12 protein-coding genes are annotated in these 12804 nt (G+C 37.1%); 3 read left to right on the plus strand and 9 right to left on the minus strand.

The window, feature by feature from the left end; genetic code table 11:
- Positions 1-64: 64 nt before the first annotated feature.
- Positions 65-1234 carry an outer membrane protein assembly factor BamC gene (gene bamC / locus GAB14E_RS01250; RefSeq protein ID WP_033084453.1) on the plus strand — a complete coding sequence of 390 codons (1170 nt, stop codon included), beginning with the start codon at positions 65-67 and terminating at the stop codon, positions 1232-1234.
- Positions 1235-1355: 121 nt separating this feature from the next.
- On the opposite strand, the gene GAB14E_RS01245 is transcribed toward bamC, so the two are convergent.
- From GAB14E_RS01245 to GAB14E_RS01230, 4 genes are read right to left on the minus strand one after another with little or no spacing between them, the layout of a single operon-like run.
- Complete coding sequence (locus GAB14E_RS01245) at positions 1356-1544, minus strand: hypothetical protein (RefSeq protein WP_033084454.1); 189 nt, start codon at positions 1542-1544, stop codon at positions 1356-1358.
- A 49-nt stretch (positions 1545-1593) separates the two neighbouring features.
- On the minus strand, positions 1594-2304 hold the full coding sequence (locus GAB14E_RS01240; RefSeq protein WP_033084455.1) for a M15 family metallopeptidase: 711 nt from the start codon (positions 2302-2304) through the stop codon (positions 1594-1596).
- Between the two features lie 23 nt (positions 2305-2327).
- Entirely contained in the window at positions 2328-3524 is a 1197-nt protein-coding gene (gene dapE, locus GAB14E_RS01235) for a succinyl-diaminopimelate desuccinylase (protein ID WP_033084456.1), read from the minus strand.
- A 40-nt stretch (positions 3525-3564) separates the two neighbouring features.
- Entirely contained in the window at positions 3565-3915 is a 351-nt protein-coding gene (locus GAB14E_RS01230) for a Spx/MgsR family RNA polymerase-binding regulatory protein (protein ID WP_033084505.1), read from the minus strand.
- Between the two features lie 261 nt (positions 3916-4176).
- Here GAB14E_RS01230 and GAB14E_RS01225 point away from each other — a divergent pair, with 261 nt between their 5' ends.
- The gene (locus GAB14E_RS01225) at positions 4177-5430 is read left to right on the plus strand and encodes a sensor domain-containing protein (protein WP_033084457.1); all 1254 of its coding nucleotides are present in this window, start codon (positions 4177-4179) and stop codon (positions 5428-5430) included.
- Positions 5431-5535: 105 nt separating this feature from the next.
- On the opposite strand, the gene GAB14E_RS01220 is transcribed toward GAB14E_RS01225, so the two are convergent.
- The 3 genes from GAB14E_RS01220 to GAB14E_RS01210 all read right to left on the minus strand — a co-directional run bounded on the left by GAB14E_RS01220 (position 5536) and on the right by GAB14E_RS01210 (position 9781).
- Entirely contained in the window at positions 5536-5916 is a 381-nt protein-coding gene (locus GAB14E_RS01220; protein WP_033084458.1) for an ACT domain-containing protein, read from the minus strand.
- Between the two features lie 471 nt (positions 5917-6387).
- Positions 6388-8508 (minus strand): phosphate acetyltransferase, encoded by a 2121-nt coding sequence (gene pta, locus GAB14E_RS01215; RefSeq protein ID WP_033084459.1) that lies wholly within the window; start codon positions 8506-8508, stop codon positions 6388-6390.
- 34 nt (positions 8509-8542) lie between these two features.
- Positions 8543-9781 (minus strand): acetate/propionate family kinase, encoded by a 1239-nt coding sequence (locus GAB14E_RS01210; RefSeq protein ID WP_033084460.1) that lies wholly within the window; start codon positions 9779-9781, stop codon positions 8543-8545.
- 416 nt (positions 9782-10197) lie between these two features.
- Between GAB14E_RS01210 and GAB14E_RS01205 the strand changes: the two genes are divergently transcribed.
- Complete coding sequence (locus GAB14E_RS01205; RefSeq protein WP_033084461.1) at positions 10198-10710, plus strand: DUF412 family protein; 513 nt, start codon at positions 10198-10200, stop codon at positions 10708-10710.
- 82 nt (positions 10711-10792) lie between these two features.
- On the opposite strand, the gene rlmA is transcribed toward GAB14E_RS01205, so the two are convergent.
- Together rlmA and xthA are read right to left on the minus strand one after the other, a co-directional pair.
- Positions 10793-11611: a 23S rRNA (guanine(745)-N(1))-methyltransferase gene (gene rlmA, locus GAB14E_RS01200; RefSeq protein WP_033084462.1), complete on the minus strand. Its 819-nt coding sequence runs from the start codon at positions 11609-11611 to the stop codon at positions 10793-10795.
- A 12-nt stretch (positions 11612-11623) separates the two neighbouring features.
- Positions 11624-12430, minus strand: a complete 807-nt coding sequence (xthA, locus tag GAB14E_RS01195) for an exodeoxyribonuclease III (RefSeq protein WP_033084463.1) — start codon at positions 12428-12430, stop codon at positions 11624-11626.
- Between the last annotated feature and the right edge of the window lie 374 nt (positions 12431-12804).

Genomic DNA, 12804 nt, shown 5'->3' on the forward strand with positions numbered 1-12804 from the left:
TCAAATATTATTTAGTGAGCTTAGTTGAGTTTATATATCAATAACCTAAGCCGCAGGAGTTTTAATGAGTTGTAGAGTATTTTATTTATCACTGTTAGCGTTATCACTAACAGCTTGTGGTTCAGTTAATAATAAACAAGCCGAAGGTGGTTTTGACTACCAACATAAAGCTGAAGCTAACGATCTTGTGATTCCTGCTAATTTAAATAAGCCAAAACAAGCGAAGACTTTTTTTGTTACGGATAAAATAAATCATCAGGGTCCTGTTGGTAAAGACATGGATATCCGTGCACCCTCATTAGTCATGCCAATTGCAGCCTCTTCACGTGTTGTTGATGAATCTGGCATCGCTATTATTTGGTTTGATAAAGTATTAGAAGATAAAGACTTATTCGAATTTATTGAAAGAGTTGTCAAAGAAAAATTAACTGAAGATAACATCACTTATCATTATATAGAAGAAGATAAAGAAGTTACCTTAGGCAAAGTTATTGAAGGGGCGACCAGCTTAAAGGAAACCAGCATTAAACGTGAAGGTATTAAAACCGCCATTATTGAATCTGACTGGTACCATAATGAAGTTGATGTCGGTTGGATCTTTACTGATATTCAATTCTCCAAGAGTTTACGTTTTCGTTACCAACTGTTAGCTAAACCTCACGGTCGTAGTGTTTCATTGCGTGTTTCCTTAGTTGACTTCTTACAAACGGATGAAACGGGTGGCAGCAAAACAATGGATCCAATTGATAAGCAAAGAGCTGAAAAAGCCATGCTTAATGAATTAATTGCCTCTGTTGATTATAACTATCGCGTTCAACAAAGAGCGGACCGTTTAACTCGTGCGAACCAGAAATTAGTAACTTTGGGTAAGAATGTTGAAGAAGAAAACTCTTATGTTATTGAAATGGGTCTAGAAGATCTATGGGGTAATATGCCTTTATTCTTTGAAAAGCATGGCTTTACTATTACAGATCTGAACGAAGATAAAAAGATTTATTTTGTTGACTTTGTTAAGCCTGATAGTAGTGTTTGGGATAGTATTTGGGGCGACGACGTACCAACTATTGATGTTAGCGATGCACATTACCAATTTAGGTTAACGCCACTGGGCGAGCTAAACCATAAAACAGCAGTAACCATATATAATGCTGCGGGTGAGCCATTGCCGCTTGAATCGTTAGAACGAATCTTCCCCGTCATTGAAAAAGGCTTATCGTTTAGAGATGTTTTTTAACGCTAAGTAGATTTAGCAGAGTTAATAGTGCGTTTTAATCGTACTTTGCAGAAATAAAAAAACGCCACTAGTGGCGTTTTTTTATTTCTGCATTTTCATTGTATTCATTTGTAGAAACAACTTAAGGTTGCTTCTTCTCTATCGGTGCCATCTTATGCGTACTTTTTTTGGTTCTTGGTAGGGTTTCTTTTAAATCATTTAAACTGTTTTTGCGCATTTTTTGTTTTGAGCTTTTTTGAAATGTACTCAAATTTCCAATGATGATAACTACCGTTATCACAATCATAAAAATAGCTAACCAATCGTCCATTGGAATGCCTCTTAATTAGTTTGTTAAATGTTAATTTATTAGGTTTATTTTAAGTCAGTATAACATTTGTCGGTGCCGCGCAGACATTATTAATATAACGTTTTGCTATCAGGTCTAGGTTGTCAATAATGACTTTTTTACCCAAAATATTACTACTTTGTAATGTTTGTGCTAATTGTTCAGCACTGAATGTTTGCTGAAATTGTTGAGCTAACGGTAAGTAAGACAAATGCCAAGGCTCTTGGGCAATACCCCCTTGGAATGTAGCATAAGGAAAATAGAAGCCAAACCTATGGGCGTGTTGTAATAACCAAGAAGACAACTCTGCTAGCGGCCCGGATTCGCTATATTCCCAAGGCTCAAGTTGCAATTGATAATTTTGTGCTAATAAGTTTGGCGCGTAAACATCAATATCACAGCCCCAATGGTGACGACTGGCACCGGGCAGGGCAGAATAAAGTAAAATGCTCTCTATTATTTGTAATGAAGACAAATTATCAACAACAACAATGTCGCCGTTAATATCTTTAATGGCCGTTTTACCAGAAAATTTATTGTTCCAAAGCATCAACTGCCTGTCAAAAGAACGAAAGCCACTGGCAATTTTTAAGTCAATACCATCTGTTTTTGCCGCTGTAACTATCGCATCAAAAGCTGGTTTCATTTCTTGATGAATGGCGACTCGCTCATTTAAATAGTACAGGTGTTCCTCGGTTTTTCCGAGTACTTGTGCACGATTGATGGCTTTAAACTTTTGCATGATGGATAGTTGCCTGTAGCTAGCTAAGTAATGGACTTATGAGTACATAAAACATTAACCAAGCAGTGATAATAAATATCAACCAGCTTTTCTAAATCCTCACAAGCAACAGACTCATTAACTTGATGAATAGTCGCATTACACGGCCCAAGCTCTATCACTTGTGCACCCGTTGGTGCGATAAAACGTCCATCGGAAGTGCCTCCAGCAGTTGAAAGTTGGGTTTCTTTACCGGTAACCGAAAGTATTGCTTGGCTAACGGCGTTTAAAAATCCGTGTTTAGAGTCTACATGTTTGGTAATAAATGGCTTGCCATTAAATGTCCACTTAATATCATAATCAAGTTGATGTTTGTTAAGGATACTCTCAACTTTCTCAACAATTATTTGGTCGGTTAATTCAGTGCTATAACGTAAATTAAATAATGCGGTGATATGGCCAGGAACAACGTTGGTGGCACCGGTACCGGCATTTATATTTGATAATTGAAAACTAGTGGCAGGGAAATATTCATTACCCTTATCCCATTCTACTTGGCTGAGCTCAGTTAATGCTGGCATGGCTAAATGGATAGGATTTTTTACATGTTCAGGGTAGGCAACATGCCCTTGTTTACCTTTAATATCTACTTCAGCAGAAATAGAACCACGACGACCATTTTTAACAATATCGCCAACCGCGTGGGTACTTGAAGGCTCACCGACAATACAGTAGGTTATTTTCTCATTGCGCGCTTCCAGTGTGTCGATAACCCGAGTGGTGCCATTAATAAATGGTCCTTCTTCATCGCTGGTAATTAAGAAGGTAATTGCTCCTTGATGATCAGGGTGGTCTTTAACAAAACGCTCTGTTGCCACTATCATTGCCGCCAAGCTGCCTTTCATATCTGCTGCGCCACGACCATATAACATGCCATCAATAATGGTTGGTTCAAATGGCGGCGTATTCCATAACTCAAGGTTACCAGTGGGCACTACATCGGTGTGACCAGCAAAACAAAAAACTAAATCATTGTTATTGCTCTCGGTACTATCACGACGAGACCAAAGGTTAGTAGTGTCAGCAAAAATCATGCTTTCATTATTAAAACCGAGTTTTTTCAATCGCTCTGCCATGAGTTTTTGGCAACCAGCATCTTCAGGAGTGACTGAAGCTCTACCGATAAGATCTTTAGCTAATGCAATAACTGCACTTTCACTTTGTTTTTCTGTTTGACTCACAACGGATACCTTTACTTAATTTCTAATGAGGAGTTGTTAATTATTTGTCTGAGAATAGGCTCTGGTACTGCTCAGCTTTAAAACCAAGGTTGAGCTCGCCATTTAATGGTAATAAAGGCCTTTTAAGCAAGGTAGGTTGCGCAAGTACCGCAGCGAACATCACCTCATCAGTTAAATTGTTTTTAATGTCGTCAGGCAAGTTACGAAAAGTGGTGCTGCGTTTGTTTAATAATAATGACCAATCACTTTGACTAACAAATTGTGTTAATAACTCTGCCGTTAAAGCTTGTTTTTTAAAGTCATAAAGTTGATGTGCTACGTCGTTTGCTGCAAGCCATTTAGTGGCTTTTTTCACTGTGTCGCAATTTTTAATACCATAAAGTGTAATCATAGCTAATAAATATCCCATATTTAATAATCAATGCTTAGATAATACCAGAACCAATGGCTTATATCCGCTTTTCTTCGGGTAGGAAAGTGCTATACCGACATTGAGTTGATGTCTTTTATAACTGATTTAGATAACCTTCGATTTGATGCCTAGGCTTTCAAAAAATTCACTCCTATAAGTTAAAAAAGATAGTCTATAATAATTTGAAGGGATTTATTTCTATTGCTCACGGAAGATCTTTATGGAAAGGTATGAGTAGTAATGAAAGAAAAAGAGCTCCCATTAGAAAAATCTCTCTATCGTTTATTTGAAATAACCCCTGTTCCAATCGCTTTGTCATTTCCTGACGGTAAACTTGAATATGTTAATCCTGCACTAAAAAGAATGCTTGGATATGAAGGTGACGAAATATATTCGAATGAAGTTACTATTACTCATCTTGATGATATTCATGTTAATGCCGGCATAAGAAAAAAATTGACCCAAAACCCTTTTGTGCCTATGCAAATTGAAAAAAGATATCAGCACAAACTGGGGCACACTGTATTCGTTCAATTGAATATTGTTGCACAAGCGGATAACGACAATTTGATTAAAAGGTATATTTCACAGTTAATAGATTTAACAACTATTAAAAAATCAGATGCGGCAGAAATACTACTCAATCATTTAGTTAATAAGTCTAATGATGCAATTTATGTTGTTGAGCCTGAGTATGGCCAAATCTTAAATTGTAATCAATTGGCGCATCAAAGGTTAGGTTACAACAAAGATGAATTACTAAAGTTATCAGTTTCAGATCTGAATTCGAAATTTGATATCAAAGCTAAGTGGAATGAACATAGTAAACAAATAAAGCTTGCAGGAAACATTGTTATTGAATCCACGCATACAAGAAAAGATGGCACTAAATTGCCCATTGAAGCAAGCATTAGTTTCATTGAGTTTAATCAGACAGGTTATTTACTGGCAATAGTAAGAGACATTTCAAGGCGGAAACAAAAAGAGTTAGAAGCATTGGAGTTAGCTAATTTAGATCCTTTGACAAAGCTGCCTAACAGAAGAATACTTGAAAATAAATTAGACATTCTATTTAAAAAGGCAAAAGAAAAAAACACCTTAATTGCTTTTTTCTTTATTGACCTTGATCATTTTAAGCTTATTAATGATTCACATGGTCATAGTGTTGGTGATGAAATTTTAGTCGGTACTGCTAATAGGTTAAAACATTGTATTAGGGGCTCTGATATTGTCACTCGTATGGGAGGGGATGAATTTCTAGTAGTCATTAGTGGTGTTAAAGAACATTCCTCAATAAAAGTAATGGCGGATAAATTACAAGAAGAATTCACATCACCTTTTAAAGTTCAAGCCCATTTGATCGCTGTAAAAGCCAGTATTGGTGTTTCTGTATATTCGAATAATAATGGAGAAGCGCACACGTTAATACAATTGGCAGATGAAGCAATGTATGAAGCTAAAAAAGAACTTGGAACGTCTATTTATTATATATAAAATTTTCAATTGCAGTGGTGCAGTTGAACTAGCCAATAATTTGTCTCTAATGGCTGAATGTTAATGTCTACCTGCACTTACCTATAGGATATCCCTAGTTTAGGATTATATTACTAGATATTGATTTGAACGTAGTGCTTTAACTGCTTGATTTATAAATTCCTCTTTAACAAGGATATAGTCGGTGTCGAAAGTAGATATGGCGAAAATACTAATTTTCTCATTGGCTAATACTGTAGATATATTCGATAAAATTCCAGTCATGGTAAAATCTAAAGGGCCAACAACCTCTAAAGCCTGCCAGTTCAATTCTACTTCATCACTAACAATAGTAATACGCTGTGGTAAAACAATGGATATTTCATCGAAAGTTTTGGCGATAAAAAATATACTGGCGCTAAATACTTCACCAGGAATGATTGCACTTTTAGATAAGCTATGGATAGCAAATTGCTCGCTAATAAGTCGAAGTGTTAATTGTGGCATTATAGTCCTTAATGGTTTTTCTACATGCTTAACTATAGCACTTGTTGCTAATGGCAAGGTTTGATTTTGTGATATTTACAATTATTTCCCTGATAGTAGTATGTAAAAAGACTAAGTTACAGGTGAAATTTCTATATAGTTGTTATTTACGAAGGTTTTACTAGAGGTTTGTAAGTAAAACCTGAATGATTATTTTAAAAATTATATCCACAGAAGCTGTGGATATAATTGTGAATAATTCAGGGATAACCTTATTTGTCATTGATAAACAAAGATAAAACAAGTAGTACGTTTTTTGTCTAGCTAAGCGCTAAGTGATAACAAAGAGGATAAGTGATCAAAATAGTCTGTTGGATCCTTATTCTAGCAAAGTGAACCTTTTAAAGCGGTTAAATGTCGTAAAAATAACTCTAACCGCACTCATAACATCTCAATGGTTAATTATTAACAAGCTTGTTGAGGCCTTTTATTCTATTGTGTTGCTTGGATTGCCGTTAGGGCGATGGTGTAAACAATATCATCAACTAATGCACCACGAGATAGATCATTAACTGGTTTATTCATACCTTGTAACATAGGACCTATGCTTACCAAGTCAGCTGAACGCTGAACAGCCTTATACGTTGTATTACCTGTATTTAAGTCAGGGAAGATAAACACAGTGGCTTTACCTGCCACAGGACTATTTGGCGCTTTTTTCTTGGCAACACTTTCCATAATAGCGGCATCATATTGTAATGGGCCATCAATAATCAGATCTGGTCGCTTAGCTTTCGCTATTTCTGTTGCCTTAGCTACTTTTTCAACATCCGCACCATGACCAGAACTACCGGTACTGTAACTGATCATGGCAACTCTGGGTTGAATATCAAATGCTTTGGCAGAGTCTGCAGATTGAATGGCTATATCTGCTAATTGCTCTGCGCTAGGCTCAGGGTTTATTGCACAATCACCATAAACCAGTACTTGATCAGGTAATAACATAAAAAATACTGATGAAACTAAAGAGCTATCAGGTGCGGTTTTTATTAACTGTAAAGCAGGCCTTATCGTATTTGCTGTGGTATTTACTGCACCCGAAACCAAGCCATCAACTTGGCCAAGTTGCAACATCATGGTGGCTAAAACCACATTGTCTTTTAAATTCTCTAGGGCGACAACATTTGTTAAACCTTTATGTTTACGAAGCTCAACCATAGGTCGAACATAATTATCTCTAATAGTCTCGGGATCTGTGATTAATAAGTTATCAGGAAGGTGAATACCCTGATGTTCGGCAATTTGTAGTATTTCTTCTTTATTGCCAATAAGTTGGCAACGCGCAATATTGCGCTCACAACAAATAGCGGCTGCTTTGATAGTGCGTATATCTGTGCCTTCAGGTAAAACAACAAGTTTGTTTGCTTGGCGAGCAAGTTCAGTTAATTTATGCCTAAATGCAGGTGGGGAGAATAAGTTATAACTATTATTTTTAGAGGTTAGGCTTTCTAGCCAACCTAGGCTTAAATTATCGGCAATATGTTGCTTTACTTTTTCGTGGCGTTGAATATCGTCTTGAGGTATTTCAGGATTAAAGCCCATAATATGGCGTGATGTTTGCCATGTATCCCATGGTACAGAGAGGACAGGTAAACCTGCATCAAGCGCTTGTTTACACAACTCCCAAACTTGCTCTGATGGTTCAAAGCCATTGGTTAAAATCAAGCCTCCTAATTTAGTACCGTTTAAGGCGGATAAACAAGTGGCTATGATTATATCAGTGCGGTCACCCGGGGTAACAATAAGACGACCAGGGACTAAATAACTCACTAGATTAGAAACTGTGCGGGCGCAAAATGCAACACTACGGAAACGTCGATGTGCCATAGCACCTTCATTAAGAACTTTAGCACCAAGATAGTTACTAATGTCACAGATGCGCGGAGCGATGAGATCAATGTCCCACATTATAGTGCCGAGTAAATCAAAGTGTCTGTTTTTAAAAATGGCTAAATCTAACCAATGCTTTAAATGAAAGTCACTTTCAATTTCTTCTTCTTTGGGTAATAAACCGTATTCTTCTTGATCTGGGCAGTTCAGTTTATTGATAACACAACCAATAAGGTGTTTGTTTTTTATACCGCCATAAGTTGCTGCACTGACTTCCAGCCGATCTTCAAACTCTTCTGCACTGTCATTACCTGGGCTGGCAACTAAGACAATATTAGCGCTAAGCGCTTGAGCAACATCACGATTGATACGCCCAGCATAGGGCTGTCTAGGCGTTGGCACTAGGCCTTCAATGATAACAACATCATGATCTTGCTTAAAGTCATCAAAATTGGCAACAATTTCTTCTAACACAACATCATGTAAGCCATCGCCCATTTTACCTTCAACATAACTAAGCGATATACTGGTGCTATTTTGAGATAAGCTAATGGCATCAATAGTTTTATTTTTTTTCGCTAAGCTATTTCGCGAAGGTTGGCTAATGGGCTTGAAATGTCCTACTTTAATCCCTTTTTGCTGACAAGCGTGCAATAAGCCCAGTGATACACTAGTTAGACCTACGCCTGAGCCAACAGGGATTAACATAATTCTATGTGGCATAAATAAAATCCTATTTATTCTTTATGTGGAGCATTTATTGCATAGAATTTCTGAGTAACACCGCAGATTGTTCGGCAATAACCCATTCTTCATTGGTGGCAATAACCCAACATGCCCTTGATTTTTTATCTGCAATATTACCTGAGGCGCCAAAACGTGTAGCTTGGTTCTTTTCTTCATCTAAAGAAAAATTTAATAAGCCTAGCAGCTTAACTATTTCAGTACGTACCCAAGTTGAGTTTTCACCAATGCCGCCGGTAAAAATAAGACCGTCTAGTTGCGTTAAACTTGCACTATAAGAGGCAATGCTTTTAGCAATACGGTAACAAAAAACAGTCATTGCTAATTTAGCTTGGGCGTTATTATCGGCTAACATAGCGTCTTCTAAAGTTCGGCAATCATTACTTAAACCAGAAATACCCAATAAACCACTTTCTTTATTCACTAGCTTATCAATATCATTAATTGAGTAACCTAAATTATCGACAAGATAGAAAATAATGCCGCTATCGAGATCACCACAGCGAGTACCCATCATCACACCTTCACCAGGTGTCATACCCATACTAGTATCAACACTCTCGCCATTTTTGATTACGGTCACACTGCAACCATTACCCAAATGAGCACTGATTAAGTTACATTGTTCCAGTGGCTTATTGAGTTGTTTAGCCGCTTGCTTTGCGACAAAATAATGGCTGGTTCCGTGGAATCCATAACGTCTTATTCCGTGTTCTTGGTAGAGTGAATAGGGTAGGCCATAGACATAAGATTTTTCTGGCATAGTTTGATGAAATGCAGTGTCAAATACTGCAACTTGCGGTAAGTCGGGAAAAGCTTGCTGGCACGCTTTAATGCCAATAAGGTTGGCTGGATTATGCAAGGGTGCGAGTTTTGCCAACTGGTCAATCGCTTGCTCTACCTCATCAGTAATTAAGGTCGGCTGAGCATATTTTTCACCGCCGTGCACGACTCTATGGCCAACAGTCGCTATATCTTTCACTAAATCTAGTTGTTGTAATTGTGTGACTAATATGGACAGTGCGGTCTGGTGATCAAAAGGGGCCGCTAATTTAAGTGTGTCTTTTGTATTGTTTTTCTTGATGGTAATGCTGGCATCGGAGCTGAGTAGACATTCGGCTAAACCAGATAATAGTGTTTCGCCATTTACAGGGTTTATTAAGGAAAACTTTACTGATGAGCTACCACAATTAATCACTAAAATTGCAGCAGAATTAACTGGGACTTTGTTATGAGGTTGTTGGTGGGTCATAAGGTATTTCTTTTAATAAAGTTGAAAGGTGTTAAATAATTATATTCAATAATAATGACACCATTATAGCGTTTGTTTTGCTGATATATATTGATGCAGTGCAATATAAAACACTTTAGTTGAGTTTTAATTATTTCAATGAGTAACTAAAGCTGAATTAACCTGAATCATGGGTGGTGGGTGGAGGGTGCTTTATATTTAAGTAAAAACAATAGTTTACGGTTATTTAAAATAAAAATTACTGGACTAAATAGCGATATACTCTATCAATGCTTCAATTTATTCGATTATCAAGGCAAAACGTTTATGAATAACCATTGCAATTGTTGTTTATACCCAAGCTACTTCAAATTCCAACTGAATTATGCAGTTTGAAGAGGCTTGGGTATATAGGGACTAGCTGCTATAGTAGTGTTATGAATATCTCCGTTGTACAACTCATTAAATTGGGTAAAAAATATTTATCTCTGTGGCCAGACAAGCCAGAATTAACTCATTATTTTGAGGATTATAGAGGGGTGCAAAGTGCGCGCTTTGTTTGTCGGTACTTTCCTGCCTTAGCCATGTTTACTGTGGTTATGCAGCTTTATGTTGCATCGGGATATCCTATGGGACAAGGCTCGATAAATAATGCATTAAATGCACTACCACAAGCATTAGTTTATGGTCTTTTTTTAGTCAGTATGCCGGTTCAGGCATTAGTTTTATCTGGGGTCAAAGCTGATAAGTTATTACCGCCTTCACTAGCTTCTTGGTATCACAGTGGCTTAGAAAAGGTAAAACAACGAGGTAAAGAGCAATTCTCTGAGCAAGCAGCGCATAGCCGTAGTCACAAAAATGAAAAGGCTATTGCGAAATTAGCGACTTATAAACCACGCTATATAGATCTTGCGCAACTCTTACATTTAACGTTCACGCCTACAAAATAGCTTTCGCTTTATTGTTCCTTTTCAGGGGAAAGTGTTCTTCATTAATATAAGTTAAGTCTTTGAAGAATCATGTCTTCGGCAGTTAAGTTTTTTGGTATAAGCGCAAAACAAAATCAGCTTGGCAATTAAATTTATTTTGCTGTTTTAATTCGTTAATTAACTCACCACTGGCTTTAAAAGCAAAAGGTGTCATTGCTAACAAATTCAACACATCCTCACTATTGTCAAAATTCATCATATAGCTTAAGCGTTGCTCTTCAACCAAAGTTAACTGTTCAATCGGCTGCTTAGAGGTATCGTGTTGCTTTGCTTGACGATATATCAGTGATTTTAGCTCGAACAAATGATTATCGGCTGGAGTAACCGTTAACAAATAGCCTTTGTCTTGCAATATTCGGCTAAACTCATTTTCTAAAATGGGGGCGTAAACACTGTAAAGCCAACTAAATTTACCATCATCAAAAGGTAAGTCCGATAAGGTTGCTACGCTAAAAAAGCAATCTTGATAACGTTTTGCGGCAATCTTTATTGTTTCTTTGGCAATGTCTACGCCGTAAACATTGTTATGCTCAGTTTTATGTTGATGAGTATAAAAACCCTCACCACAGCCAGCATCGAAAATAGTTGCGTTTTTATCACCGTACTTAGTGTACAAAGCAAGCATACTGTCTAACAAAGGTTGATAATATCCTTTATCTAAAAAAGCACGTCTTGCTTGTACCATTGCTTTATTATCGCCGGGTTCTTTTGAATGCTTAAATTGAACCGGTAATAAATTGACATACCCCTGCTTTGCTTGATCAAAGCTATGCTTATTTACACAGCGGTAACTTTTATGCTCAAGTAGCAAATTTTGTAGGCATAGAGGGCAACGGTAATCAGCTGATTTTTCAGTATGCATCTAGTATGAACCTTAAGAAAATGTAGACCAAATAGGAGCATGATCTGAAGGTTTCTCAATACCACGTAATTCATAATCAATATCGGCTTCAATACATTGCTCAGCCATATTTTTTGTTGCCAATACCACATCAATACGAAGGCCGCGATTATCATCAAAACCGCGAGAGCGGTAATCAAACCACGAATAACGTTCGGTAGTATCCGGGTGTAATTGACGGAAAGTATCAATAAACCCCCAATCCATTAATGTGCTTAGCCATTGGCGCTCTTCTAATTGGAAAGAACACTTACCCGATTTTAACCAACGTTTACGATTTACCTCACCAATACCTATATCTAAATCAAGCGGTGAAATATTAATGTCACCCATAACAACAACATTTTCGTCATTTGTATGGTTTTCGTTAAGGTATGTCATTAAATCTTTATAGAACTTACGTTTATATGGGTACTTTGTCTCATGGCTGATATTCTCACCTTGTGGAAAGTAACCATTTAATACCGTAACTTTCTCACCTTTGTTATTGGTGGTAGACACCATAATCATTCTACGCTGCGCTTCATCGTCATCTGTTGGGAAGCCACGTTGTACAGCATCAGCTTCTTTTTTACATAACATAGCAACGCCATAATGCGCTTTTTGGCCATGAAAATATACGTGATAGCCCATAGCTTCAACCGCTTCTGTTGGGAACATCTCATCATGCACTTTTATTTCTTGTAGGCCAATGATATCGGGTTGGTGTTTATCGATAATCGCTTGTAGTTGATGAAGACGAGCGCGAAGGCCATTAATATTAAAAGAGATGATTTTCATAGAATTCCTGCTGACGTTTAGCGAATAATATCGTTATGTATTACTTGGTAAATTAAGGGCATGATCTTGCGGGTTTATCACTCTTCTCGCAAGTTTTATTTTGCAAAGTGGCTACTGAACTTTAATTTTAGTTGCTGATATTGATTAATATTGCAATTTATAAGGTGGGAAGGGGGTTACTAATCATTGAAGACAAGATGCTATTGTATTGCGTAACCAACTATCCCACGAAGTCTTACTACAATATGTTTACCTCTGTTAGTGGTAAAATTAGGCAATGTATTTTGGGATGTTTGGGAAAATGGCAAACTTTGTTATTAGATATGCATTTGCAACGGCCAAACCTTAAATTGAAACAATATAATAAACGCTCC

It is taken from the genome of Colwellia psychrerythraea (assembly GCF_000764185.1).
Taxonomy (GTDB): domain Bacteria; phylum Pseudomonadota; class Gammaproteobacteria; order Enterobacterales; family Alteromonadaceae; genus Colwellia; species Colwellia psychrerythraea_B.